Raw genomic sequence first — 26,105 nt, 5'->3', positions numbered from 1 at the left:
GTGTCGCACATCGTCGCCGCGCTGGGGACCGCGGCGCTCACCGCCGCCGGCTGCGTGTGGTACCTGCCGGCCCTCGCCGACCTGCGGGCCGGCGCCGACCGGCCCGACTCACGGCGTATCGCGGCGGCGGCCTGCGTGACCGGCTGGGCCGGCGCGGGCGTCCTCGCGGTGCTGCTGCTGGTGGCCGAGGGGTGGTGGACCCCGCTCACCGCGGCGGTCGTCGGTGGCGCCGCCACGACCGTCCTGCGCCTGTACGCGGCCGTACGGCGCCGGCACGAGGCGCGGGAGACCGCGCGCCACTGGGCACGGCTGGGCCATGTTCCGCCGCCGGCCGGTCCGGGCCGCGCCCGGGTCGCCGTCGCCGTCGCCGTCATGGTGGGGTGCGGTGCGGCCGCCGCCGTGTCCGTCGCGGCCCTGCCCCCGCACGCCGTCCTCGGCGCGGCGGGCGGCGCGGGCCGGTCGGCGGCCGCCGCTCCGGCCGCCGTGCCGGCCGTGTTCCTCGCCGCGGCGGCCGCCTGCGCCCGGGCGGCCCGCCGCACCACCTCGACGACCGTCCGGCCGGGGGACTCCCCTGGCGGGAAGGCGGCCCGGCGGAAGGTCTGACGGGCGACGCCCGGGGCCTCCGCCGCCCGGTGTTCCCCCGAACTCGCCCTGGCACCGGCGCACCAGGGCATCCGGGCCGTCCCGTTCCGCGCTTGCGGCGCCAACCGCCGCTTCGGCCACCGGTACCGACCGCGAGCGGCAGGAGCGGCGGCAGCGGCGGCAGCGGCGGCAGCCAGGACATGTCCTATGATCAGCGCACCTGATCGGACGGTGTGAGGCGCCGTCCGGTCAGCCGGGCGGGAGGCGCGCTTGCCTCCCGACGTACGACCCACCTCAACGCGCCACAAGGACATTCCAGATGAACAACGTGTCATCCGCCTTCGAGTACCTTCCGGGTTCGCCCGACTCCCCCGTCGTCCTCCACGTCCCGCACTCCTCGCGGACCATCCCGGCGGACGTGCGCGAGACAATCACCCTCGACGACGCCGCGCTCGAACGCGAACTGGACCACATCACCGACTCGCACACGGCTCGGATCGCGTCGGCCGCCGCCGCCCGCGGCTCACTCACGCCGTGGCGGTTCGTCAACCGGCTCTCGCGGCTGGTGGTCGATCCCGAACGGTTCCCCGACGAGCGGGAGGAGATGCTGTCGGTGGGCATGGGCGCGGTGTACACGCGGACCACGCACCGGGAGGAGCTGCGTCCGGCCGGTCACGACGGACGGCCGCTGGTGGAGCGGTACTTCCACCCGTACGCCGCCGCCATGACCGAAGCGGTCCGCGAACGGCTGGCGGCCGTGGGCCGGGCGGTGATCGTGGACGTGCACTCGTACCCGACCGCCCCGCTCCCCTACGAACTGCACGGCGACGGCCCGCGTCCCCCGATCTGCCTGGGGCACGACGGCTTCCACACCCCGGCCGATCTCCTCGCCGAGGCGGAGAAGGCGTTCGCGGACTTCGGCGGCACCGGCGTCAACAGTCCCTTCCAGGGCACGTACGTACCGCTGGAGTACTACGGGAAGGACCCGAGGGTCAGCGCGCTGATGATCGAGATCCGCCGGGACGTGTACATGAGCGAACCGGGCGGCCCGGCCGGCCCCGGCCTGGACGCCCTCGCCGACGCGCTGGCCCAGCTCGTGGACGCGGTGGGCCGGGGCTGACGCCCCCGGGGGCTGCGGCGCGGCCACGGATACGGCGTCGCTGCGGCTGCGGCTTGGTGGTCCGCGTACCGGTCGAGGCCGCTGCTGCGGTTGTAGTCGGCGAGGACGAAGGCCATGCCCTCGGGATCGCGCCGGATCAGCTGGTCCAGGACCCGGTGCAGGAGGTCCCTGCGTGTGCGGGACCGTCGGCCCCGGCACAGCAGGTGCGGCCCGTGGCAGCCGCTCGCTCCGCTTTCCGGATCGAGTCGCACCGGGGCCCGCACGGCGTTCCGCCCGATGGTCACCGCCAAGCGCTTCTGCTCGGGTTCACCGGCGAGGGCCTCGAAGGTGCGCGCCAGTTCGTGCGCGGTCGATCTCCCGCCGGGATCACGGGTCAGGCACGCCAGCAGACTGTCGCGAAGACCGGGACGCAGCCCCGGCACCGAAGAATCCAGGACGTCGGGGGGGTCGCCGGTCACCGGGCGGCCCGTCGCCGTCTCGACGAGGACGCGGCCGGGGCGCAGACGTCCGTCGCCGGCGTCGGCCGGTGGTCGGGGTCCGACGCCTCGGGGGCACGGTAGCGCGGCTCCGGTCGGTGCGGGGCGCGGTGCCGGCCGGTGCGGGGCGCGGTGCCGGTCGGCCAGTCCGCGCACCGACGCCGTCATCCAGCCGGTGATCTGGACGTCGCGTCCGGCGATCAGCACGCAGCGGGGCGTGAGCGCGCCGCGGACCAGCCCGTTGAGGTGTGCCGTGGCCAGGCCGTGCGCGAGCTGGTGGGCGACGGTGAGCAGCGTGGCCTCGTGCTGCTCCTCGGGCACAGCCGTATTGTGCCCGACCGGCACCGGGCCCGTGCGCCAAGTGACGGGACCGTCCGTCCGGTATGGGCGCGCCTGCGACATGTGGAGGTTCCGCGCCCGTCCGCACGGTCGCGTTCCGGGGTGCCGCACGGTCCGCCACCCGCGGCGCCGGACCGGTCGTTGTTCGGAGGCACACCGTCGACGCGGTGCGGGCCGGGCCCCGACCCGCCTCGGCGGTCAGCGCCACGCATACGCGAAAACCCCCGCTGAGCGGGGGTTTTCCCAAAGTGTCCGAGGGGGGACTTGAACCCCCACGCCCGATAAAGGGCACTAGCACCTCAAGCTAGCGCGTCTGCCATTCCGCCACCCGGACCAGGTGTCTGCCGCTTCGCGGGTTCTCCCCGCGGCGACATGGACAACAATACCAAGGTTTCGGAGCGCCTTTCACCTGCGTATCCGCCCTGTCCGCACCCGTACGGACCCGCGGAGTCACGGCCCGGCGGCGCCGGGCGCGGGGTGTGACGGCGATGTCACTTCTCGTCGCGCTCGACCGTTGCCGGCCACGGGAGGGCGACGGGGGACGACGGCCCGGAGCGCTCCGTGTGCGCCGCGCGCACCTCATTCAGCGCATGCACCGCGTGCACCGGATGCGCGGGATGCATGGGATGCGCGGGACGCACGGGCCGGAATGCACCGGTCGGCGCGCTCACCGGCTCGCGGACGGAGCCCGTCCTGCCGAGCCCCCGCCGTGCCGGGGCGCGGCGGGCCCCGCGCCGTGGGGGTTGTGCGACGGGGGTGTCGTGCGCCGGACGGACGGAGGGATCTTCGTCCGCCCGCCGGTCACGGGCAGCGCACGACCTGCCCGGCGTAGGAGAGGTTGCCGCCGAAGCCGAACAGCAGCACCGGGTCGCCCGCGGTCACCTCGCCGCGCTCGACCAGCTTGGACAGGGCCAGGGGGATGCTGGCCGCCGAGGTGTTGCCGGACTCGGTGACGTCGCGGGCGACCACCGCGTCGACGGCGCCGAGCCTGAGGGCGAGCGGTTCGACGATCCGCAGGTTCGCCTGGTGCAGGACGACCGCGGCCAGTTCCTCGGGCGCGATGCCCGCCCGCTCGCAGGTGCGCCGGGCCAGCGGCGGAAGCTGGGTGGTGGCCCACCGGTAGACGCTCTGTCCCTCCTGCGCGAACCTCGGGGGCGTGCCCTCGATCCGTACCGCGTGTCCCATCTCGGGCACCGAACCCCACAGCACCGGCCCGATCCCGGCCTCCTCGCCCGGCCGGCAGGCCTCGACCACGGCGGCGCCCGCGCCGTCCCCGACGAGCACACAGGTCGTCCGGTCCGTCCAGTCGGTCACGTCGGACATCTTGTCGGCGCCGATGACCAGGGCGCGCGTCGCGGCCCCGGCCCGTACGGTGTGGTCGGCCGTGGCCAGGGCGTGGGTGAAGCCGGCGCACACCACGTTGACGTCCATCGCGGCCGGTGACGGGATGCCGAGGCGGGCCGCGACGCGTGCGGCGGTGTTCGGGGAGCGGTCCACGGCCGTGGAGGTGGCGACCAGGACCAGGTCGATGTCGGCGGGGGCGAGCCCGGCCGCCGCCAGCGCCTTGGCCGCGGCGTGCGCGGCGAGTTCGTCGACCGGTTCGTCGGGCCCGGCGATGTGCCGGGTCCGGATGCCCACCCGGCTGCTGATCCACTCGTCGCTGGTGTCCACCATGGCCGCCAGGTCGTCGTTGGTGAGCACCTTGGCCGGCTGGTAGTGGCCGACGGCGGTGATGCGCGAGCCGTTCATCGGTGGTCCCCTCGTTGCCGTGGCTGGCGTGAGCCCCCAGTCTGATCAGTGACCCGCGGGTAGGACTGCGGGTGAAACCACAGGAAACGGAGGGCCGGCTTGTCGGCTTCGGTCAGCGACCGGTTCGGCGCGCACGTGCGACGCGGCGACCGTGCCCGCGGGTGTCCCGCGGGGCCGACGCCGTCGGGACCTGAGTCGGAACGCGCCCGGTGGGTATCCGGGACGGGTCGGGCGTGGCCGCGGACCGCGAGGAGCGGGCCCGCGACGGAGTTCGCCGCGGCGCCGCCACCCCACGCGTCCGGGGCGGCCGGTCCGTCGAGGTCACCTCGGGGCACCACGCCGGGGTGTCCCGTGGCAATCTCTGCGGGAAAGGGCCTTTCCGGCCACCAGTGCGTACGAGAACCGGGGCTGATCACGACATGGGACGAGTGACGGAACGACGCAAGGTCATCCGGATCCGGGACGGCGCGGTCTCCGCCCGGCCGGACACGCTCGTCGCCGAGGAGCCACTGGAGATCCGGTTGAACGGCAAGCCGCTCGCGATCACCATGCGCACCCCGGGCGACGACTTCGCGCTGGCCGCGGGATTCCTGGTCAGCGAGGGCGTGCTGGCCGCGACCTCGGACCTGCTGAACATCGTCTACTGCGCGGGGGCGACCGCGGACGGCTCGAACACCTACAACGTGGTGGACGTGCGGACCGCTCCGGGCGTCACCGTCCCGGACATCACCCTCGAACGCAACGTCTACACGACCTCGTCCTGCGGTCTGTGCGGCAAGGCCAGTCTGGACGCCGTGCGCACGACGACCCGCTGGCCGATCGCGGACACGCCGCCGCTGCGCGTGGAGCCCGGGCTGCTCGCCGGCCTGCCCGATCGGCTGCGCGCGGCCCAGCGGGTCTTCGACCGGACCGGCGGGCTGCACGCGGCGGCCCTGTTCTCCGAGGACGGCGAGCTGCTGGACATACGGGAGGACGTGGGCCGGCACAACGCGGTCGACAAACTGGTCGGCCGGGCCCTGCAGAACGGCGGTCTGCCGCTGTCCCGCACGATCCTGCTGGTCTCCGGCCGGGCCTCCTTCGAGCTGGCGCAGAAGGCCGTGATGGCGGGCATTCCGGTGCTCGCGGCGGTCTCCGCGCCGTCCTCACTGGCCGTGGACCTGGCGGCGGAGACCGGTCTGACCCTGGTGGGCTTCCTGCGGGGCGCCTCCATGAACGTGTACGCGGGTGAGGACCGCATCGCGCTGCGGACGGCGTCGCCCCGGGGCTGAGGGCAGTCGGTCGGGGGCCGAGCGGCGATCGGGGCTGAGGGGGCAGCCGCGACCGGCCGGGGTCGGGGCCGGCCGGCGGTGCTACTCCCGCGTGCCCGAGACCCGGGCCAGCAGTTCCGTGAGCCGCCCCCGTTCGGCCGGGGACAGCGGCGCGAGCAGTTCGTCGTTGGCCTCGCGTGCCGCCTTCTCGCAGCGCGCCAGCAGCCGGCCGCCCTCGGGGGTGAGGGAGACGGCGTTCTTGCGCCGGTCCTTCGGGTCGGGCTCACGCAGGACGAGACCCGCGGACTGAAGGTCGTTGAGGACGCCGACGAGGTCCTTGGGGTCGAGCTCGACACCGCGGCCGAGGTCGGCCTGGGCGACGGGGGCGAGGTCACGGACGGCGGAGAGCACCACGTGGTGCCACATCTTCTGTCCCTCGGCGGCCAGCGCCTCGGCGACCAGGGCCCGGCCACGGGCGGCGGCCCGGCCGAGCAGCCAGCTGGGCAGGGAGCGGATCTCGGCGAGGGGGGCTTCGGCCATGACGGCAGCCTACCGAGAAAGTCGTTGGACTTCCCAATGAAAGTCGCTATCGTCCATTTCATTGGGAGCCCCAACGAGTTCGGGTGACTCCCCGGCTTCGGCATGAGATCCCGATGAGTCCCCGTGAGTTCTGGAGGTGCGATGCGACGCGTCCGGTACGAGTCCACCGGCGGCCCGCTGTTCCTGGAGGAGGTGCCCGTCCCCGAGCCGGGCCCCGGCGAGCTCCTGGTGCGCTGCGAGGCCGTCGGCGTCACCCTGCCCGTCGTCCGGAAGGTCACCGAGGCCGCCGACCCCATCGCGCTGGGCGGGGAGATCGCCGGTGAGGTGGTGGCCGTGGGCGCGGGCGTCACCCGCTACCGGAGCGGCGACCGGGTGACCGGGCTGTGCTTCGGGCACGGCTACGCCGACTACGCGCCGCTGCGCGAGGAGATGGCCTCTTCGCTGCCCGACGAGGCCGGCGCCGTGGACGCGGTCGCCCTGGTCCGCAGCGGCCTCATCGCCCTCGGCGCGCTGGCCGCGGCCGGACCCGAGCGCGATGCGGCGGTACTCGTGACGGCGGCGGCCGGCGGCGTCGGCCACCTCGCGGTGCAGCTCGCCCGGATCCGGGGAGCCGCCCGCGTGGTGGGCGCGGTCTCCTCCTCGGACAAGGCGGACTTCGTCCGTTCGCTGGGCGCCGACGAGGTGGTCCGCTACGGCGACGACGCCTGGGGGGAACCGGTCGACCACGTCCTGGACGGGGTCGGCGGCGATCTCCTCACCCCGGCGATCGCCGCACTCGCTCCGGGCGGACGACTGGTGGCGTACAGCTCGGGCGGCGGAACCATCCAGGCGTACGACCTGCTGGTGGGCGCGAAGTCGGTGATCGGCTTCCAGATGGCGCGGATCGCCCGTGACGAGCCAGAGCGGTACGAGCGGTGGCGGCGGGAACTGTGGCGGCTGTTCGCGCGGGGCGCGGTGCGGCCCGTCGTGCACGCCGAGTTCGCGCTGGCGGACGCGGCGAAGGCGCACGAGGTCATCGAGTCCCGCGGCAACCTCGGCAAGGTGGTCCTGCGGCCCTGATCCGCCGCTCGACCGGCGGATCAGGGCCGCCCGGCCGCGCGACGGCGGGCCCGCCCTCGCCCTGGCTCCGGCCGGGCCGGCGACGCCCCGGTCCCCGCGGAAGCGCCCCGGCCTCCCCGGGCGCGGAAGCGGAAGCGCGCCGGCCTCCCGGGGAGCCCGCCGGTGTCGCCAGGAGTGCTCCGGTGTCAACGGGAGCGCGCCGGTGTCAACGGGAGCGGGCCGCCGTGCCGACCGTCGGCCGTGGCGCCGCGGGCTGGGTCGCCTCGGCGGGTTCCTCAGCCGCCTCGGGATCGTGCGCCCGGCGCTTGGCGATCACCGCGCAGACCATGAGCTGCATCTGGTGGAAGAGCATGAGCGGCAGCACGGCCAGGGAGGCGTGGGCGCCGAACAGCACGCTCGCCATGGGCAGCCCGGAGGCCAGGGACTTCTTGGAACCGGCGAACTGGATGGCGATGCGGTCCGCCCGGCCGAAGCGCAGCGCCTTGGCGCCGTACCAGGTCAAGGCGAGCATCACGGCCAGCAGCACGGCCTCGACGGCGAGCAGCCCGCCCAGCCGCACGGGGCTGACCTGGTGCCAGATGCCGCGCACCATGCCCTCGCTGAACGCGGTGTAGACGACGAGCAGGATCGAGCCGCGGTCGACCAGCCCGAGGACCTTCTTGTGCCGGGTGACGAAAGCGCCGACCCAGGGCCGCAGCAGCTGCCCGGCGACGAACGGCACGAGGAGCTGGAGCACGATCGTGACCAGCGAGTGCGCGGAGAAGCCGCCGCCGTCGCTGCCCAGCAGGGCGGCCGCGAGCAACGGGGTGAGGACGATGCCGACCAGCGAGGAGAAGGAGCCCGCGCAGATCGCGGCGGGCACGTTGCCCCGGGCGATGGAGGTGAAGGCGATCGACGACTGGATGGTGGAGGGAACCAGCGTGAGGAAGAGCAGCCCCTGGTAGAGCGGCTGGTTCAGCAGGGTCGGAACCAGACCGCGGGCGGCGAGGCCGAGCAGCGGGAAGACGACGAAGGTGCAAACCAGGACCGTGATGTGCAGCCGCCAGTGCCTGAGCCCGTCCAGCGCCTCACGGGTGGAGAGCCGGGCGCCGTAGAGGAAGAACAGGAAGGCGATCGCGGCCGTCGAGGCGCCGGAGGCCACGTCCGCGGCCGCGCCGCGGGCAGGCAGCAGCGCGGCCAGACCGACGGTGCCGATCAGCAGCACGATGTACGGGTCGACCGGCATCCAGCTCGGCCAGCGCAGGCGTTTCACATCGCTCCAGTCACTCGTGCTCGTCGGCGGTACGGGGCAGGGCGCCATGCCCGTCCGTGCCCGCCCCGTGCCCGTTCGTCCCGGGAGCGGCGGGTTCCCGGTCCATGGTCCTCCTCACCAGGGCGATCGGGAATCCGTCCTACCGCTCTGACTGTCATCGCGGATCATGATGAAGGGGTCTAGCCTGTCCGGTGTGTACGACCCCGCACAGCTGCGCAGCTTCCTCGCAGTCGCCCAGACGCTCGGCTTCACCCGGGCGGCGCGGCGGCTCGGGCTGCGGCAGTCGACGGTGAGCCAGCACGTGCGCCGGCTGGAGGACGCCACCGGACGGCTGCTGTTCACCCGCGACACCCACTCGGTGGAGCTCACCGAGGACGGCGAGGCCATGCTGGGCTTCGCCCGGCGGATCCTGGAGGTGCACGAGCAGGCGACGGCGTTCTTCACGGGCACGCGGGTGCGCGGCAGGCTGCGGTTCGGCGCGTCCGAGGACTTCGTGCTGACCCGGCTGCCGGAGATCCTGGAGGGTTTCCGCTACGAGCATCCGGAGGTCGATCTCGAACTGACGGTCGAGCTGTCGGGCACGCTGCACGAGCAGCTGGCCGCCGGGAAGCTGGATCTGGTGCTGGCCAAACGGCGTCCGCAGGACCCGAGCGGCGAACCCGTCTGGCACGACCGGCTGGTGTGGATCGGCGCGGAGCGGCTGCGCCTGGACCCGGACCGTCCGGTGCCGCTGATCGTCTATCCGCCGCCGGGGATCAGCCGGGCGCTCGCCTTCGAGGCGCTGGAGCGCCAGGGCCGGCCCTGGCGCGTGGCGTGCACCAGCGGCAGCCTCAACGGGCTGATCGCCGCCGCCCGCGCGGGCCTCGGCGTGATGGCGCACTCCCGCGGCCTGATCCCGCCGGGTCTGGTCCGTATCCCGGAGCGGGCGGGGCTGCCGGAGCTGGGCCGGGTCGACTTCGTCCTGGTGCACGGCCGCCACCGCCCCTCCGCCCAGTCCGCGGCCGACGCCCTGGCGGCGGCGATCCTGGCCGGCGGCGACCGCCTCCACCGCCGCTGAGGCCACCGCCGCCTGCGGTCGGCCGCCGCCTGCGAGCAGTGTCGCGGCCGACTGCGCGCCCGTGTCGTGGCCGGTCGTGCGAGTGCGGGTCCGCGTCCGGCGGGCCGGTGCGGGTGCCGCGGTCCGGGCGGGTGCCGCGGTGCCGCGATCCGGCGCGCTCACGCGGTCGGGGGGTCACGCGGCCAGGGGCGCGGGCGAGCACGGCACGGGGGACGCCATGCGCACAGGGACGCCGTACCCACGGAGACGCCGTAGCCACGGGGACGCCGTAGCCACGGGGACGTCGTAGGCACGGGGACGTCGTAGGCACGGGGACGTCGTAGGCACGGGGGCGCCGGCCGGGCGGCGTACAGATTCGGTGGAGGTCGGTGGAGATTACCGCACCGAAACTTACGGAACCGTAAGGATTTCTGTCCGGCCGCGCCCCATGTGAGCGCTTTTTCCGACGCTGACCAGTGCGTACGCGAGCGCCCCCGCTCTCGACCCCCCTCCCGCCCCACCGCCCCGTGGGGTAGCTTTCACGGCGCTGTGCGGAGCGTCACAAGTGAGCCAGAGGAGCGGGAGCGGGGTTTGCGCGAGTTCACCAGCCCTCCGTCGACGGCGGCACCACCGGTGGGCGGGCTGGCCGACGTCGTGTTCCAGCACGCCCGGGACGATCCGGCGCACATCGCGCTCGGCCGCAAGGACGAGGGCGGGACGTGGCGGGACGTGACGTCCGCCGAGTTCCGCGACGAGGTCCTCGCCCTGGCCAAGGGGCTGCTCGCCCAGGGCGTCCGGTTCGGCGACCGGGTCGCCATCATGTCCCGCACCCGCTACGAGTGGACGCTGTTCGACTTCGCGCTGTGGACGATCGGCGCGCAGGTGGTGCCGGTCTACCCCACCTCCTCGGCGGAGCAGTGCTTCTGGATGCTGTACGACGCGGAGGTGACGGCGGCGGTCGTGGAGCACGAGGACCACGCGATGACGATCGCCACCGTGATCGGCCGGCTGCCGAACCTGCGCAGGCTGTGGCAGTTGGACTCGGGCGCCGTGCCGGAACTGTACGACGCGGGCGCGCACATCGGGGACGACGTGGTGCACCGGCACCGCGAGGCGGTCACCCCGGAGTCGGTCGCGACGGTCATCTACACCTCCGGCACCACCGGCCGCCCCAAGGGCTGCGTCATGTCGCACGGGAACTTCATGTTCGAGGCGGACACGGTCCTCTCGCGCTGGGAACCGGTGTTCCACTCCAAGAAGGGCGACGAGGCGTCGACCCTGCTGTTCCTGCCGCTCGCCCACGTCTTCGGGCGGATGGTGGAGGTGGCCGCGGTCCGCGGCCGGGTCCGGTTCGGCCACCAGCCCCAACTGCACGCCGCCGCCCTGCTGCCCGACCTCCAGGCCTTCCGGCCGACGTTCGTCCTCGCGGTGCCGTACATCTTCGAGAAGGTGTTCAACGCGGCCCGCCGCAAGGCGGAGCGGGAGGGCCGGGACGGGCCCTTCGAGAAGGCCGTCGAGATCGCCGTGAAGTACGCGGACGCCGTGGAGGCGAAGGCTTGGGGCGTCGGGCCGGGTCCGTCGGCCGCCCTGCGCGTGCAGCACCAGTTCTTCGACAAGCTGGTGTACGCCAAGGTGCGCGCCGCGATGGGCGGCCGGATCCGCAACGCGATGTCGGGCGGCTCGGGCATGGACCGCCGGCTCGGACTGTTCTTCGCGGGCGCCGGGGTACAGATCTACGAGGGCTACGGGCTGACCGAGTCCACGGCCGCCGCCACCGCCAACCCGCCCGAGCGCACCCGGTACGGAACGGTCGGCCGGGCGATCCCGGGCGTGACGGTGCACATCGCCGACGACGGCGAGGTCTGGCTGCGCGGCGGCAACGTCTTCCAGGGCTACCTGAACAACCAGAAGGCCACCGACGCGACCCTGCACGAAGGCTGGCTGGCCACCGGCGACCTGGGCGCCCTCGACGAGGACGGCTACCTCACCATCACCGGCCGCAAGAAGGAGATCCTGGTCACCTCCGGCGGCAAGAGCGTGGCGCCGGGCGTGCTGGAGGAACGGGTGCGCGACCACCCGCTGGTCTCCCAGTGCATCGTCGTCGGCAACGACCGCCCCTACGTCGCCGCGCTGGTCACCCTCGACCAGGAGGCCGTCGAGCACTGGCTCCAGATGCGCAACAAGCCGAAGCTGACACCCGCCCGGCTGGTGCGCGACCCCGACCTGGAGACGGAGGTCCGGCGCGCCGTGGTCGCCGCCAACACCCTGGTCTCCCAAGCCGAGTCGATCCGCACCTTCCGCATCCTCGCCCAGCCGTTCACCGAGGAGCACGGGCTGCTCACCCCGTCCCTGAAGCTGAAGCGCAAGGCCATCGAGAACGCGTACGCGAACGAGGTCGAGGCGCTGTACCGGGCGTGAGGCCGCGGGAACCGGAAGCGAGAACGTCCGGAGCGCGCGTGAGACCGGCGGGGCGGGGCACAGGACCGGGGCGGCACGGGCCGGGCACCGGACGCGCGCAGCGGGACGGCAACCGCTTTCGGACGGTTCCGCCGGGCAGGAATGCGGCACGGCCCGTGATCGTTGACGATATGAGTACCACCTGACGACAACCGAAGGATCAAGAGCTCGTGAGCAGCAAGGTCCCCCCGATCACCCTCAACAACGGCGTCGAGATGCCCCAGCTGGGCTTCGGCGTCTGGCAGGTGCCGGACGACGAGGCGGAGCGCGCCGTCGCCACCGCGCTGGAGGCCGGGTACCGCAGCATCGACACAGCGGCGATCTACGGCAACGAGGAGGGCACCGGCAAGGCCATCGCCGCCTCCGGCCTTCCCCGTGAGGAGGTCTTCGTCACCACCAAGCTCTGGAACAGCGACCAGGGCTACGACGCCACACTGCGCGCCTTCGACGTGTCGATGGGCAAGCTCGGCCTGGAGTACGTGGACCTGTACCTGATCCACTGGCCGCTGCCGTCCAAGGACGCCTACGTCGACACGTACAAGGCGTTCGAGAAGCTGCACTCCGACGGCCGGATCCGGGCGATCGGCGTGTCCAACTTCCTGCCGGAGCACCTGGAGCGCCTGATCGCGGAGACCTCGGTGATCCCGGCGGTCAACCAGATCGAGCTGCACCCGCACCTCCAGCAGCGCGCCGCCCGTGAGTTGCACGCGGAGCAGGGCATCGCCACCGAGGCGTGGTCGCCGCTCGGCCAGGGCAAGGGCCTGCTGGAGGTCCCGGCGATCGTGGCGATCGCCCGGAAGCACAACCGCACTCCGGCCCAGGTCGTGCTGCGCTGGCACATCCAGCTCGGCAACGTGGTCATCCCCAAGTCGGTGACGCCGTCCCGGATCAAGGAGAACATCGCGGTGTTCGACTTCAGCCTGGACGAGGAGGACCTGGCGGCGATCAGCGCGCTGAACGAGGACCGGCGGCTGGGCCCGGACCCGGCGACGTTCGACGTCGCCTGACCGACCACCCAGCCTGACCGACCACCCAGCCTGACCGACCACCCGGCCTGACCGACCACCCGGCCCGGCGGACGAACCGGGCCGGCGGACGGCTGCGGCCCGGCGGACGGCTGCGGGCCGGCGGACGGCTGCGGGCCGGCGGACGGCTGCGGGCCCGTGCCAGGAGCGGATCGACCGCTCGTGGCACGGGCCCGCCGCGCTGTCCGGGGCCGAGTCCGGGTCTGGGCCCGGGCCCGGGCCCGGGCGCCCGGTCGGTCGGGCCGTCCCGGGGGGGCCGTGCGACGCGGGTCCCGACATCGGCGCCGGCCGACCACCCGATCGCCCGCACCCCCTGCTCAGGCCGGGCGGACCGCCGTGTACACGGTGTACGCCTTGAGGACGAAGACGTCGTTCCTGCGGTGCACGCTCGCCTCGTCCCCGGGGTCGAGGAGGCGGTCCAGGGTGGCGCGGTCCTCCGGATCGATGGCCTCGGCGAGCCCCTCGCGCAGACGGGCGAGGGTGGCGGCGACGTAGTCGCGGGCCGGGCCGGAGGCGGGGGCCGGCAGATCGAGGAGGAAGCTGCGGGTGCCCGTGGGCTTCAGTCCGGCGGCGGTCAGCAGCGCCGGCCAGTCCTCGGTCTCGGCGACGGAGCCCGGCAGTTCCTCGCGCATGCGGGTGAACAGGTCTGCCTCGACCGCGTCCATTCGGGCCTGAAGGCCGGGGCGGCCGATGCCGATGTCGCGGGGCAGGAAGCGGGCGGGCAGTCCGCCCTCCAGCAGGGCCAGGGTGCCGCCGGGCGCGAGGCGCTCGGCGAACGCGGTCAGGGCGGCGCGCTGGTCGCCCAGGTGGTGCAGGCTGTTGGCGGCCCACAGCAGGTCCGCCGGATACTCCAGCTCGGCGAGTGCCCCCGGGAGCCTGCCGGCCACGGTGCTGAAACGGTCGGCGTGGCCGAGGCGGGCGGCTCGGGCGCGGGCGCGTTCGAGGAGCGGCGCGGAACCGTCCACCGCGACGACCCGGGCGCCCGGGAAGGTCTCGGCGAACAGGCAGGAGACGACGCCCGGCCCGCTGCCCGTGTCGGCGATCAGCCCGGGATCGGTCACCCGCTGGGCCAGCCAGGCCATGACCTGCTGGTAGAGCGGCGTGAACAGCTCCGCCTGGGACTCCAGCAGCGGGGCCATCTCGGCCCAGTCGAGGTCGGTGTGGTGTCCGTGGTGCTTCCGGTCTCCGTCGTGGCCGTGCGAGCCGTGGTGGCTGTGTTGGCCGTGCTGGCCGTGCTGGCCGTGCTGGCCGTGCTGGCCGTGGTGTTCGTGCCGTCCCCGCCGTGCCTGGTCTCCCTGCTGTTCCCGCTGTTCCCGCTGTTCCTTCGCCATGGTGGTCAGCCTCTCCTGGTCGGTGCCGCCAGCCTGGGCCTGCGTACCGTGAAGGGGCCAGTTCCGTTGCCGGTACGGCAAATATTCGGGTGCCCGTTTCCCGGGTGGCGCCCCACCCTGGGCGGACGGGCGACGTGAGGCGCAGCGGTTCGTCGAGGCCGGGTCCGTGCGGATCGAGGGCGCCGTCGCTCCGCGCGTCGTGCGGGACCGCGCCCGGGGCACGGCCGGGCTCACGCCTGGCCGTGCCCCGGCTGCCGGCGCCGTACGGCGAGACGGGCGTGTCCGGGCTCGAGATCGCCCCCAAGCTGGTCGAGGCCCGGGCGCCCCGCCCGCTCGCCCACGCCGCCGGCCGCCCCGGCGACGCCTGTCGGTGTCACCCCTTCCCGGTACGCGCGGCCCCGGCCGCACCATGGCGTACGGCCCCGTGTCATGGCCCAGCCGCCGCTGTGCCCGGCGGCGCCGTACGCGCTGGAGCGGCCGTGCGGAAGCTGCTTCCGCGGAGTCGGCGATCCGTCGGGGCCCGGCCCGGCAGGGCCGACCGGCGGGTCCCGGGCCGGTCCCACCCCGGCCCGGGAGGTCTGACCGGTCGGTCCCGGGCCGGTCCCACCCCGGCCCGGACCCGCCGGGCCGGTCCCACCCCGGCCCGGACGCCGGGGCGGTCCCACCCCGGCCCGGACCCGCCGGGCCGGTCCCGCCAGGCCGGTTCCCGGGCCCGGCCCCACCCGGGCCCGGGAGGCCCGGCCCGGACCTCGTCGGTCCGGGCCGTCCCGGCGGATCACCTGTGTGTCACGCGCCTACGGCAGGGCCGGGTAGGCGTTCTTCATCAGCTCCTGGAACTGGGCGGAGAACCAGTGACCGGCCACCGGGGCGTTCGCGAGCGCCCCCGTGGCGTTGTTGCCGTTGCGCGCGTTGCCGCCGTACGTCGGGTCGCACATCCGGTCGAAGCCCTTGCCCTCGTCGTTGGAGACGGCGGAGCTGGACCCGTCCGACTCGCCCGGGGGCTTCACCCAGACGTAGGCGTCGATCCCGGCGGCGGGAGCCGCGGTCGGCCGTTCGCCGAGGCCCGCACCGCTCTGGTTGCACCAGTTGCCGGTGTGGATGCGGCGGTCGATGCGGCCGCCGTTGACGTAGTTGTCCACCGAAGTCAGCGGACCGGCGCCGGCCGGCCGGGCGGTGCCGCCCCAGCCGTTGCGGGAGGTGTCGATCAGCATGCCGAGGCCTGAGTTGAAGCCGGCCGCGACGAGCTTGTCGCGCAGCCCCTGGGCGAAGGACTGCTCGTCCACGTACTGGTTCCAGTCCACCCACTTGGACTGGCGCACGGTCTGCCCGTTGACGCTGTCGGTGACCTTGAAGTACGGCTCCTTGGTGGCCCCGTAGTTGGCCGTGTTGACGATGAAGCCGGCCACGTCGTTCACGCTCGCGCCGTTGCTGGTCGCGGTCTTGTAGAACTCCTGGACGGAGGGACCGAGGTTGGTGTCCCAGCCCAGCCAGCCGTGGTGACCGGCGTCGATGTAGTTGTAGACGTTCGAGATCGCGCCGAGCTTGTCCAGGGCGTAGCTGACGCCCTTCTCGTAGTTGCCGTTGGCCTTCATGGTCACGCAGGCGTCGGTGGTGGTGTTGGTGCCGCCGGCGTTGGTGACCAGGTTGGGCAGCGAGTCGGGCTCGATGACGGTGGCGATCCGCAGGCCCGCGTACTTCGACTCGGACAGGATCGACGCGATCGGGTCGATGTACTGGGTCTTGTACTTGTCGATCTCGGTGGCTCCGAGCTCGCCGTTGGAGGCGAGGGCGGAGCAGTCGCGGCCGGGCAGGTCGTAGATGACCAGCTGGACGACCAGGTTGCCCGAGCCCTTCTGCTTGAGGGCCTCGTCGAGGTGGGCGCGCAGGCCCATGCCGCCGTTGACGCCGTTGATGGCGGCGATGCGGTCGAGCCAGACGGCGGTGGGCTGGCCGGAGATGCGGCTGCCGCCCGGCTCGGCGGCGGCCAGCGCGGACCACTCGGGGTTCACGTAGACCTTGGCGCCGACGTACGGGTTGTCGGCCCGGCCGCTCGGGTCGGGGGTGCCGCCGCCACCGGTGCCGCCACCGGTGCCGCCACCGGTGCCGCCGGTGTCCCCGCCGGTGCCCCCGGTGTCTCCCCCGGTGCCTCCACCGGTTCCGCCGGTGCCTCCGCCGGTGCCTCCGCCGTTGTCGACGTTGCAGGTCACGCCGTCGAGGGTGAAGGTGGCCGGGATCGCGTTGGTGCCGCTGTAGGTGCCCTGGAAGCCGAAGCTGGCCGAGCCGCCGGTGGCGAGGGAGCCGTTGTAGCTCTCATTGTTGGCGGTGACGGCGGTGCCGCTCTGGGTGATCTTGGCGTTCCAGCCGCTGGTGATCTGCTGGTTGCCTGCGTACGACCACTTCAGCGACCAGGACGACTTGGCGGCGCCGTTGTTGGTGACGGTGACGTCGGCGGTGAAACCGGTGCTCCACTGGTTCACCTTGTAGTCGACGGTGCAGGGCACCGCGGCGCTGGCCGGCGCGGCGGTGGTGAGCGCCATGCCGGCGCCTCCGGCGACCAGGGTCAGGGCAGCGAGCATCGCTGTTCTGGTGCGGCTCATGAGTGGGGAATTCCTCCTGTTGAAGGGGGTTGCCGAACTTCGCGGAAAAGGGGAGTCAGGGGTTGAGGGCGCGCAGGTGGTCGCGCAGCCCCGCGCCGTACGCCGTGGGCGTGCCGTCGTAGTCGGAGATCAGGGACGGGCCGGAGGAACAGTCCCAGGTGTTCCAGGTCCAGCCGAGGTAGGACAGGTTCCGGTCGTCGAACCACTTCATGACCTGGTCGGTGAACCCGTGCGAGCAGGTGTTCTCGCCGATCTCCCCCGCCACCAGCGGCACCTGGGCCGCGACCGGGGCGAGTGTGGAGTTCCAGCAGCTCTCACTGGCACAGGCGTTGAAGTTGTAGACGTGGTAGGCGGCGGCGAGATTGCCCGCCGGGTCGGTCGGCCGGTACGTCAGCCACTGACCGAGGTCGTTGGAGTAGGCGAGCCCGCCGGCCAGGATCAGGTTCCTGGCGCCGGTCGCGCGGACGGCGTCGACGAGGCTCTGCATGCCGGCGACCTGGTAGCCGATGCCCGGGCAGGTGCCGCCGTCGCGCCAGCACTTCCACGCGTCGGTGAGGCTGGACGTGGCCCGGTCCGGGTACGGCTCGTTGAACAGGTCGAAGGCGACGGCCTGGTCGTCCTTGAAGACGCCGGCGACCGAGGACCAGAACTTCGGCGTGTACTGGGCGTCGGGCATCGGCTTCTGGCAGGTGGCGTGCACGTCGGAGCAGCCCGCCGAGTTGCCCGTGTACTGGCCGTAGGTCCAGTGCAGGTCGATGACCGGGGTCATGCCGTGCGCCTCGACCCGGGCCACCAGGTCCTTGACCGCGCTGACGTAGTTGGCGCCCGCGTACTCGGGCTTGACGTTGGAAAGACCCAGCCAGCACTCCTCGTTGACGGGGATACGGACGGTGTTCGCCTTCCAGTCGGCGATCGCCTTGATCGCCGCGTCGTCCACCGGGCCGTCGAAGAAGCCGTAGCCCTGGACGCACATGAACTCGCCGCCGGAGCGGTTGACGCCGAGCAGCCGGCGGGTGTTGCCGGCGGCGTCCACGAGCTTGTTCCCGAAGACGTGCAGGGCGGGCGCCTTGCCGTCACCGCCGGTGGGCGGCGGGTCGGTCGGAGTCGGGGTGGGCTCCGGGTCGACGTTGCACGTGGTCCCGTTGAGCTTGAACGCCGTCGGCGCACCCGTGCTCCCCGGCCCGGAGCCGAGGAACCCGGCGCTGACGCTCGCGCCCGTGCCGAGCGAGCCGTTGTAGCTCTCGTTGACGGCCGTCACGGTCGTGCCGGACTGGGACCACTTGGCGTTCCAGCCCTGGGTGACCTTCTGGCCGCCGGCGAAGTCGAAGGTGAGACTCCAACCGGTGAGCGCCGCACGGTTGTTGGTGATCGTGACGGCACCCTGGAAGCCGCCCGACCACTGGCTGGTGACGGAGTACTCCACCGAGCACGCGGGAGTGGCTCCCTGCGCCGTCACGGTCGGTACGACCACGCTCCCCAGGAGCGCGACCGCGCCGGCGACGGCTAAAAGTACTGAACGCGGGGGGTGTCGCATGAGCGACTCCTTGCAGACCTGGCGCGCCGGTACGACGCGTCGACTGATGGAATCGCTCCCACTGGTGCCAGTGAAGGTAGCGCCAAGCGTGGGGGAAGAACAGGGGGTCACGGAGTTTCGATCGACTTTCCCGCAACGCGGCCCGTCAGAAGGGGTCCGAATCTTTTCGGCCCTTCAAGTACTTGACCGTGCCCTGACACGTCCGCACTATGGGAGCGCTCCCACTGGTCAGGGCTTGTTGCTCCTCCCCCACCTCACCTTCTTTCGAGCCGCAAGGAGGGACCAGCACATGCACCCCGTACACAGACACAGACGCCGTCTCGCGCGGCGGCTGTGGACCGCCGTCGTGGCGGCCCTCGCGCTCCCCACGACCATGCTGGCGGCGGGTTCGACCACCGCGCACGCGGCGGGCCTGGCGTGCAGCGTGGACTACAAGACCAACGACTGGGGCTCCGGCTTCACCGCGGACCTGACGATCACCAACCGCGGCACGGACGCCGTCAACGGCTGGACCCTGACGTACGGGTACGCGGGCAACCAGAAGCTGACCAACGGCTGGAACGGCGCCTGGTCGCAGTCCGGACAGTCGGTCACCGTGAAGAACGCCCCGTACAACGCGGCGATCGCCGCCGGGGCCGCCGTGACGACCGGCGCCCAGTTCACCTACAGCGGCGCCAACACCGCTCCCACCGCCTTCGCGGTCAACGGGACCACCTGCGCCGGCGCGCACCAGCCGCCGATCACCGTGCTGACCAGCCCGGCCCCCGGCGCCACCTACGCCCAGGGCGACGAGGTGCCGCTCGCGGCGACCGCGGCGGCCGCCGACGACGCGAAGATCACCAAGGTCGAGTTCTACGACGACACGACGCCGCTGGGCACCGACACCAGCGCGCCGTTCACCCTCTCGACCTCTGGCTTGACCGTGGGCAGTCATTCTCTGCTCGCGAAGGCCTACGACAGCCTGGGCGCGTCCGCGGAGTCCACGCCGGTCGGCATCACCGTCGCCTCGGGACCCGCCGTGGTGGCCTCGCCGAGCCAGCTGGGCGTCCAGCAGGGCAAGTCGGGCACCTTCGACGTGAAGCTCTCCACCCAGCCGAGCGCCGACGTGACCGTGAGCGTCGCCCGCACCGGGGGCAACACGGGCCTGTCCGTGACCGGCGGCTCCTCGCTCACCTTCACCCCGGCCACCTGGAACACGGCCCAGAAGGTGACCGTCACGGCCGACTCCTCCGGGACCGGCGCGGCGACCTTCACCGCCTCGGCCGCCGGCCACTCCAAGGCCACGGTCACCGTGACCGAACTGGCCGCCTCCAAGGCGTACGACGCCCGCTTCCTGGACCTCTACGGGAAGATCACCAACCCGGCCAACGGCTACTTCTCGCCCGAGGGCATCCCCTATCACTCGGTGGAGACACTGATCGTGGAGGCGCCCGACAACGGTCACGAGACCACGTCGGAGGCCTACAGCTACCTGCTCTGGCTCCAGGCCATGTACGGCAAGGTGACGGGCGACTGGTCCAAGTTCAACGGCGCCTGGGACATCATGGAGAAGTACATGATCCCCACCCACGCCGACCAGCCGACCAACGCGTACTACAACGCTTCCAAACCGGCCACCTACGCCCCCGAGCAGGACACCCCGGACCAGTACCCGGCCAGGCTCGACTCCTCGGTGCCGGTGGGCTCGGACCCGATCGCCGGTGAGCTGAAGTCCGCGTACGGCACGGACGACGTCTACGGCATGCACTGGATCCAGGACGTCGACAACGTCTACGGCTACGGCAACGAGCCCGGCAAGTGCGAGGCGGGCCCGACGGCCACCGGACCGTCGTACATCAACACCTTCCAGCGCGGCCCGCAGGAGTCGGTCTGGGAGACGGTCCCGCAGCCGACCTGCGACGCCTTCAAGTACGGCGGCAAGAACGGCTACCTGGACCTGTTCACCGGGGACTCGTCCTACGCCAAGCAGTGGAAGTACACCGACGCCCCGGACGCCGACGCCCGCGCCGTGCAGGCCGCGTACTGGGCGGACGTGTGGGCCAAGGCGCAGGGCAGGAGCGGCGACGTCTCCGCGACCGTGGGCAAGGCCGCGAAGATGGGCGACTATCTGCGCTACGCGATGTACGACAAGTACTTCAAGAAGATCGGCAACTGCACCGGTCCGTCAACCTGCGCGGCCGGTACCGGCAAGGACGCCTCGGACTACCTGCTGTCCTGGTACTACGCCTGGGGCGGCGCCACGGACACCAGCGCCGGCTGGGCCTGGCGCATCGGCTCCAGCCACGTCCACGGCGGCTACCAGAACCCGCTGGCCGCGTACGCGCTCAGCTCCTACGCCGACCTGAAGCCGAAGTCGGCGACGGGCGCGAGCGACTGGAGCAAGTCGCTCCAGCGGCAGCTGGAGTTCTACCAGTGGCTCCAGTCCTCCGAGGGCGCCATCGCGGGCGGCGCGACCAACAGCTGGCAGGGCCGCTACGCCACCCCGCCGGCCGGCACTCCGACCTTCTACGGCATGTACTACGACGAGGCTCCCGTCTACCACGACCCGCCGTCCAACCAGTGGTTCGGCTTCCAGGCCTGGTCGATGGAGCGCGTCGCCGAGTACTACCAGCAGACCGGGGACACCAAGGCGAAGGCCGTCCTCGACAAGTGGGTGAAGTGGGCGCTGTCCAAGACCACGGTCAACCCGGACGGCACCTACCGGATCCCCTCCACCCTGCAGTGGTCCGGCAAGCCGGACACCTGGAACGCGTCCTCCCCCGGCGCCAACAGCTCCCTGCACGTCACGGTCGCCGACTACACCAACGACGTCGGCGTGGCGGCCGCGTACGCCAAGACGCTGTCCTACTACGGCGCCAAGTCCGGTGACTCGCAGGCCAAGTCGACCGCGAAGGCGCTGCTGGACGGAATGTGGAACAACTACCAGGACAGCCTCGGTATCGCCGTCCCGGAGACCCGCACCGACTACAGCAGGTTCAACGACAGCGTGTACGTGCCGAGCGGCTGGACCGGCACCATGCCCAACGGCGACAAGATCGACTCGTCGTCCACGTTCGCCTCGATCCGGTCCTTCTACAAGAACGACCCGGCCTGGTCGAAGATCGAGGCCTATCTGAAGGGCGGGGCCGCTCCCACCTTCACGTACCACCGGTTCTGGGCCCAGGCGGACATCGCCCTCGCCATGGGCTCGTACGCGGAGCTCCTCGAATAAGTCCCCGCTGACGCTCCGCGTACCGCCGGGTGGATCCCCGATGCTGCCGGGGTCCACCCGGTCGGCGTGCCCGTCTTCCCTCCCGCGAGAGGACCCCACCGTGCGAAGAACCCTCCGGAGAACCCCCACCGCACAGGCCGCGTCCTGACGGCCGTGCTCGCGCTCGCCGCCGGACCGCTGGCCGGCACTCCCTCGGCACTGGCAGCGGGCACCGCGCGGACGGCGGTCGCTTCTCCTCTCTCGGTCGCCGCCGCGCGCACGCGGGTCGCCGTGCGGGACGGACTCTTTCAGGCGTCGGCCCGGCGGAACGCCCGCAGGGTGAAGACCGGGTCCGGGCGGGGCCGGTCCTGGTCGGGCAGGGCCGCCAGCCGGGCGGCGAAGTCCTCGGCGAGCGGCTCGCCGGGCGGCAGCGTCACGAACCAGCCGCGCCGCAGGTCGGCGATGGTACGGCGGGGGCTTCGGCCCTGCCCGCGCCCGGCGAAGCGGGCCTGTCCGGCCGGGACCAGGCCGTGTGCGGCCGCGTACTCGGCGACGAGTCCGGCGGCGTCCCGGACGGGGCCGTGCGGCCGGTCGGCGAGCACGGTGTCGATGTCGCTGCCGACGTTGTGCGCGGCGGCCTTGTCGACGGTGGTGATGTAGAGGCCGCCGGGCCGCAGTACCCGGGCGCACTCGGCGACGACCGCCCGGGCCGACTCCTGGCTCGGCGCGAGGTGCAGCAGCCAGACACTGGTGACCGCGTCGAACCGCCGGGCCGGGAAGGGCAGTCGGCGGCTGTCGGCGAGGACGACGGCGCCGGGCAGTCGCGCGGCGGCCTGCCGTGCCATCCCGGACGCCCGGTCGGCGCCGGTGACCCGCAGACCGGGGCGGGCGTCGGCGAGGCGACGGGTCACGATGCCGGTGCCGCAGCCGACGTCCAGCAGCTCCCGCGCGTCCTCGGGCAGGAGGCCGAGGACCGCCGCGGCCGCGGCGGCGGCGCGGGGCTCGCCGCCACGTGAGGCGTCGTAGCGGTCGGCTTCCTCGTCGTAGTCCAGCACGCCGCTCCCCCCGTCCCCGCGCGGTTCAGCTCGCGCCGTGGCGCGGTGCGAGGTCCTGGACCCGGCGGGCGAGCTCGAAGTCCTTCTCGGTCACGGCGCCGCCCGCGCTGTGCGTGTTCACGCTGAGGGAGACGGTGTTGTAGCCGAGGGTGAGGTCGGAGTGGTGGTTCAGCTCCTCCTGCACCTGGGCGATGTGCACCACCATCGCGGTCGCCGCGAAGTGCGAGCCGAGCCGGAAGGAGCGGGTGAGCCGGTCCCCGTCGAGGGACCAGCCGGGCAGTTCGGCCAGCCGGTCCTCGATCTCCTTGTACGACAGCGGTTCGACGGGCATGGGCCGGCTCCCTTCCTGGGCGTGCGTGACGGCCGCCGCCCGCCTGACGGGTGCGGGCCGTCCTCCCGCTCAGCCTGCCACAGGACCGCTCCCGCGTCCCCGGTCGAGCAGGGGCCGGAGCCGGTCGGGCACACATTCGGCCGCCCGGCCGCCTGGCCGCCTGGCCGTCGGCGGGGGCGGGCGGCCGGGCGGCCGGGGCGGGCGGCCGGAGGTGTCGTTCGGTCGACGGCCGGAGGTGTCGTCCGGTCGACGGCCGGAGGTGTCGTCCGGTCGACGGCCGGAGGTGTCGTCCGGTCGACGGCCGGAGGTGTCGTCCGGTCGATGACCGGGGGTGTCGTCCGGTCGAGGGTGCCGCGATTCGCTCATGTGTTCCCTGCTGAGCGGTGGTTTCCATTACGGTCGTGCCTATGACCACTGTCGCTTCCGGCGCCGTCCTGTCCCCCGCCGCCTCCGCCGTGCCCTCCGCGGGACCGGGCGTGGGCCCGTTGCTGCGGGCCTGGCGGGAGCGGCGGCGGGTCAGTCAGCTCGAACTGGCGCTGCGCGCCGACTCCTCGGCCCGGCACATCAGCTTCGTCGAGACCGGCCGGTCCCGGCCCAGCGAGGAGATGGTGCTGCGGCTGGCCGAACACCTGGAGGTGCCGGTGCGCGAGCGCAACGCGCTGCTGCTGGCCGCCGGTTACGCCCCGCACTATCCGGAGACTCCGTTGAACGACCCGGCGCTGGGGGCGCTGCGCGAGGGCCTGGAGCGGCTGATCCTGGGCTACGAGCCCTATCCGGCGCTGGTGGTCGACGCGCACTACGACGTCGTGACGGCGAACCGGGGCATCACGATGCTGCTCGAGGGCGTCCCCGAGTCGCTGCTCGCCCCGCCGCTGAACGCGATGCGGCTGACCCTGCATCCCGAGGGCCTCGCGCCGCGCATCCACAACCTGCGCGAGTGGCGCGGACACCTGCTGGCCCAGATGGAGCGGCAGATCGCACTGCACCGTTCGGGCACGCTGCGGGCGCTGTACGAGGAGGTCGCGGCCTACCCGGTGCCCGAGGCGGGCCACGGTGTCGTGGAGGAACCGGACCAGGACGTGCCGTACTTCGCGCTGCCGATGCGGATCGAGCACGAGGGCCGGGTGCTGTCGTTCGTCTCCTCGATCTCCACCTTCAACACTCCCATGGACGTGACGGTGGCCGAGCTGGCGATCGAGACGTTCCTGCCGGCCGACCCGGCGACCGTCAAGTACCTCCATTCGATGATGTCCTGAGGCCGCTGTGTCACACTGCTGGGCGAACTTCGGCGCGTATGGGGAGGCGTGGCGTGAGTGAACGGCGGCCCGCGCCCACGGTGGGCCAGGTGGTGCTCGGCAGGAGGCTGCAGGAGCTGCGGGAGGCGGCGGACCTCAGCCGTGAGGAGGCCGCGCGGGTGCTGCGGGTCGCCGCCGCGACCGTACGGCGCATGGAACTGGCCGAGGTCGCGCTGAAGATCCCGTACGTGCAGGTCCTGCTGACCACGTACGGGGTCGGCGAGGAGGAGGCGGCCGCGTTCGTGTCGCTGGCCGAGGAGGCCAACCAGCCGGGCTGGTGGCAGCGGTTCCACGACGTGCTGCCGGACTGGTTCAGCATGTACGTGAGCCTGGAGGGCGCCGCCGGGCTGATCCGTTCCTACGAGCCGCACTTCGTGCCGGGGCTGCTGCAGACCGAGGAGTACGCGCGGGCCGTCCTGACGGCCGGGACGGTCGGGCAGACCGGGCCGGAGGTGATCGAGCGACACGTGTCGCTGCGGATGGCCCGGCAGCGACTGCTGGAGCGGGCGGACCCGCCGCACCTGTGGGTGATCGTCGAGGAGACGGTGCTGCGCCGTCCGGTGAGCGCCGACCGCGAGGTGATGCGCCGGCAGTTGGACAAGCTGCTGGAACACACCGAGCGGGACCGGGTGACGGTCCAGGTCGCCGAGTTCGCCGACGGTCCGCACCCGGGGACGTACGCGCCGTTCACGCTGTTCCGCTTCGCCGAGCCGGAACTGCCGGACATGGTCTACACCGAGTACCTGACCGGTGCGCTGTACCTGGACTCCCGGCGGGAGGTCGCCACGCACCTGGAGGTCCTCGACCACATGACGGCACGCGCCGCGTCGGCCGAACGCAGCCGCAAGCTGCTGCGGGAGTGCCGCGAGAGCTACTGAACCGCACCGCACCGTCGGGCCGCCCCGCCGTGGGCCGGACCGCTTTCCAACGCCCCGACCAAGCCGAGGAGCAACAGCCGCATGACCGGACCCGAAGCCGTCCCCGTCCGCATCGACACCAGCCGTCCGCACCCGGCCCGGGTGTACGACTGGTGGCTGGGCGGCAAGGACAACTATCCGGTGGACGAGGAACTGGCCCGCGCGATCCTCGCCGCGGACGACACCGCCGTCCGCGGGGCGCGGGCCAACCGCCGCTTCATGCACCGGGCCGTGCGGGTGGCCGCCGAGGCCGGGACCCGGCAGTTCCTCGACATCGGCACCGGCATCCCCACCGAACCCAACCTGCACCAGGTGGTCCAGCGGATCGCCCCGGAGTCGAGGGTGGTCTACGCCGACAACGACCCGATCGTGCTGCGGCACGCCGAGGCGCTGCTGCACGGCACCGCCGAAGGCGGCACCGACTACGTGCAGGCCGACGCCCGGGACCCCGAGACGATCCTGCGGCGGGCGGCCGAGACCCTGGACTTCTCCCGGCCGGTGGCCCTGTCGCTGGTCGCCCTCACCCACTACCTCTCGGACGGGCCCGACGACGTGCACGGTCTGCTCAAGCGGTACATCGCCGCCCTCGCCCCGGGAAGCCACCTCATCCTGTCGCAGGTCACTCCGGACCTGAACCCGGAGGCCGTACGGAAGGCCACCGAACTGTTCCACCGCGGCGGCACGCCGTTCTTCCCCCGTTCCCTCGCCGAGTTCTCGCGCTTCTTCGACGGCCTGCGGCTGCTGGGTCCCGGGGTGATCCCGGTGACCGGGTGGCGGCCGGACCCGGAGGACGTGGCGGCCCAGACGGAAGGCATCGTGCCGGTGTACGCCGGGGTCGCCGTCAAGGACTGAACGGGGAGCCGGGCCCCGGGACGGCCGGGCCCGGAACCTGGGGTACCCGGGGTCCGGGGTGCCCGGGGTCCGGGGTGCCCGGGATGAAGCGCGAGTCCAAGGACTGGGCGCGGGGCCGGGC

Annotated in this window: 19 protein-coding genes and 1 tRNA gene; 11 read left to right on the top strand and 9 right to left on the bottom strand. The window is 72.8% G+C overall.

Annotation, left to right across the window (positions count from 1 at the left end):
• Both ACF061_RS20140 and ACF061_RS20135 read left to right on the top strand, forming a co-directional pair.
• Positions 1-603, top strand: a complete 603-nt coding sequence (locus tag ACF061_RS20140) for a hypothetical protein (RefSeq protein ID WP_392268255.1) — start codon at positions 1-3, stop codon at positions 601-603.
• A 298-nt stretch (positions 604-901) separates the two neighbouring features.
• A complete protein-coding gene (locus ACF061_RS20135) occupies positions 902-1,702 on the top strand; it encodes an N-formylglutamate amidohydrolase (protein ID WP_392268254.1) in 801 nt (266 codons plus the stop codon).
• Between the two features lie 1,064 nt (positions 1,703-2,766).
• Here the strand turns inward: ACF061_RS20135 and ACF061_RS20130 are convergent.
• Positions 2,767-2,851: transfer RNA gene (locus ACF061_RS20130), tRNA-Leu, on the bottom strand.
• A 467-nt stretch (positions 2,852-3,318) separates the two neighbouring features.
• Positions 3,319-4,266 carry a beta-ketoacyl-ACP synthase III gene (locus ACF061_RS20125; protein ID WP_392268253.1) on the bottom strand — a complete coding sequence of 316 codons (948 nt, stop codon included), beginning with the start codon at positions 4,264-4,266 and terminating at the stop codon, positions 3,319-3,321.
• A 419-nt stretch (positions 4,267-4,685) separates the two neighbouring features.
• Between ACF061_RS20125 and fdhD the strand changes: the two genes are divergently transcribed.
• Positions 4,686-5,534 carry a formate dehydrogenase accessory sulfurtransferase FdhD gene (gene fdhD, locus ACF061_RS20120; protein WP_392268252.1) on the top strand — a complete coding sequence of 283 codons (849 nt, stop codon included), beginning with the start codon at positions 4,686-4,688 and terminating at the stop codon, positions 5,532-5,534.
• A gap of 81 nt (positions 5,535-5,615) precedes the next feature.
• On the opposite strand, the gene ACF061_RS20115 is transcribed toward fdhD, so the two are convergent.
• A complete protein-coding gene (locus ACF061_RS20115; RefSeq protein WP_392268251.1) occupies positions 5,616-6,053 on the bottom strand; it encodes a MarR family winged helix-turn-helix transcriptional regulator in 438 nt (145 codons plus the stop codon).
• A gap of 141 nt (positions 6,054-6,194) precedes the next feature.
• Here ACF061_RS20115 and ACF061_RS20110 point away from each other — a divergent pair, with 141 nt between their 5' ends.
• Complete coding sequence (locus ACF061_RS20110) at positions 6,195-7,112, top strand: zinc-binding alcohol dehydrogenase family protein (protein ID WP_392268250.1); 918 nt, start codon at positions 6,195-6,197, stop codon at positions 7,110-7,112.
• 205 nt (positions 7,113-7,317) lie between these two features.
• Here the strand turns inward: ACF061_RS20110 and ACF061_RS20105 are convergent, their stop codons facing one another.
• Positions 7,318-8,364 (bottom strand): bile acid:sodium symporter family protein, encoded by a 1,047-nt coding sequence (locus tag ACF061_RS20105; protein ID WP_392268249.1) that lies wholly within the window; start codon positions 8,362-8,364, stop codon positions 7,318-7,320.
• 193 nt (positions 8,365-8,557) lie between these two features.
• Here ACF061_RS20105 and ACF061_RS20100 point away from each other — a divergent pair, with 193 nt between their 5' ends.
• The 3 genes from ACF061_RS20100 (at position 8,558) to ACF061_RS20090 (ending at position 12,864) form a co-directional block, all read left to right on the top strand.
• Entirely contained in the window at positions 8,558-9,421 is an 864-nt protein-coding gene (locus tag ACF061_RS20100) for a LysR substrate-binding domain-containing protein (RefSeq protein ID WP_392268365.1), read from the top strand.
• A gap of 570 nt (positions 9,422-9,991) precedes the next feature.
• Complete coding sequence (locus ACF061_RS20095) at positions 9,992-11,818, top strand: AMP-dependent synthetase/ligase (RefSeq protein ID WP_392268248.1); 1,827 nt, start codon at positions 9,992-9,994, stop codon at positions 11,816-11,818.
• Between the two features lie 209 nt (positions 11,819-12,027).
• Positions 12,028-12,864, top strand: coding sequence for an aldo/keto reductase (locus ACF061_RS20090; RefSeq protein ID WP_392268247.1), 837 nt, complete (start codon positions 12,028-12,030; stop codon positions 12,862-12,864).
• A 335-nt stretch (positions 12,865-13,199) separates the two neighbouring features.
• On the opposite strand, the gene ACF061_RS20085 is transcribed toward ACF061_RS20090, so the two are convergent.
• The 3 genes from ACF061_RS20085 to ACF061_RS20075 all read right to left on the bottom strand — a co-directional run bounded on the left by ACF061_RS20085 (position 13,200) and on the right by ACF061_RS20075 (position 18,344).
• The gene (locus tag ACF061_RS20085; protein ID WP_392268246.1) at positions 13,200-14,213 is read right to left on the bottom strand and encodes a class I SAM-dependent methyltransferase; all 1,014 of its coding nucleotides are present in this window, start codon (positions 14,211-14,213) and stop codon (positions 13,200-13,202) included.
• Between the two features lie 794 nt (positions 14,214-15,007).
• Complete coding sequence (locus ACF061_RS20080) at positions 15,008-16,810, bottom strand: glycoside hydrolase family 6 protein (protein WP_392268245.1); 1,803 nt, start codon at positions 16,808-16,810, stop codon at positions 15,008-15,010.
• 55 nt (positions 16,811-16,865) lie between these two features.
• Positions 16,866-18,344, bottom strand: a complete 1,479-nt coding sequence (locus tag ACF061_RS20075) for a cellulase family glycosylhydrolase (RefSeq protein WP_392268244.1) — start codon at positions 18,342-18,344, stop codon at positions 16,866-16,868.
• A gap of 289 nt (positions 18,345-18,633) precedes the next feature.
• On the opposite strand from ACF061_RS20075, the gene ACF061_RS20070 reads away from it, so the two are divergent.
• Positions 18,634-21,555 (top strand): glycoside hydrolase family 48 protein, encoded by a 2,922-nt coding sequence (locus tag ACF061_RS20070; RefSeq protein ID WP_392268243.1) that lies wholly within the window; start codon positions 18,634-18,636, stop codon positions 21,553-21,555.
• A gap of 287 nt (positions 21,556-21,842) precedes the next feature.
• Here the strand turns inward: ACF061_RS20070 and ACF061_RS20065 are convergent, their stop codons facing one another.
• Both ACF061_RS20065 and ACF061_RS20060 read right to left on the bottom strand, forming a co-directional pair.
• Complete coding sequence (locus ACF061_RS20065) at positions 21,843-22,589, bottom strand: class I SAM-dependent methyltransferase (RefSeq protein ID WP_392268242.1); 747 nt, start codon at positions 22,587-22,589, stop codon at positions 21,843-21,845.
• 25 nt (positions 22,590-22,614) lie between these two features.
• Positions 22,615-22,920, bottom strand: a complete 306-nt coding sequence (locus ACF061_RS20060) for a 4a-hydroxytetrahydrobiopterin dehydratase (protein WP_392268241.1) — start codon at positions 22,918-22,920, stop codon at positions 22,615-22,617.
• Between the two features lie 407 nt (positions 22,921-23,327).
• Between ACF061_RS20060 and ACF061_RS20055 the strand changes: the two genes are divergently transcribed.
• The 3 genes from ACF061_RS20055 (at position 23,328) to ACF061_RS20045 (ending at position 25,984) form a co-directional block, all read left to right on the top strand.
• Complete coding sequence (locus tag ACF061_RS20055) at positions 23,328-24,176, top strand: helix-turn-helix domain-containing protein (protein WP_392268240.1); 849 nt, start codon at positions 23,328-23,330, stop codon at positions 24,174-24,176.
• A gap of 53 nt (positions 24,177-24,229) precedes the next feature.
• Complete coding sequence (locus ACF061_RS20050) at positions 24,230-25,093, top strand: DUF5753 domain-containing protein (protein ID WP_392268239.1); 864 nt, start codon at positions 24,230-24,232, stop codon at positions 25,091-25,093.
• Between the two features lie 81 nt (positions 25,094-25,174).
• Positions 25,175-25,984, top strand: a complete 810-nt coding sequence (locus tag ACF061_RS20045; RefSeq protein WP_392268238.1) for an SAM-dependent methyltransferase — start codon at positions 25,175-25,177, stop codon at positions 25,982-25,984.
• Positions 25,985-26,105 lie beyond the last annotated feature (121 nt).

The organism is Streptomyces sp. NPDC015220, assembly GCF_043079345.1.
Classification (GTDB): Bacteria; Actinomycetota; Actinomycetes; order Streptomycetales; family Streptomycetaceae; genus Streptomyces.
The sequence above is the reverse complement of the archived record's forward strand: the minus strand, read 5'-3'. Positions and strand labels throughout refer to the sequence as shown.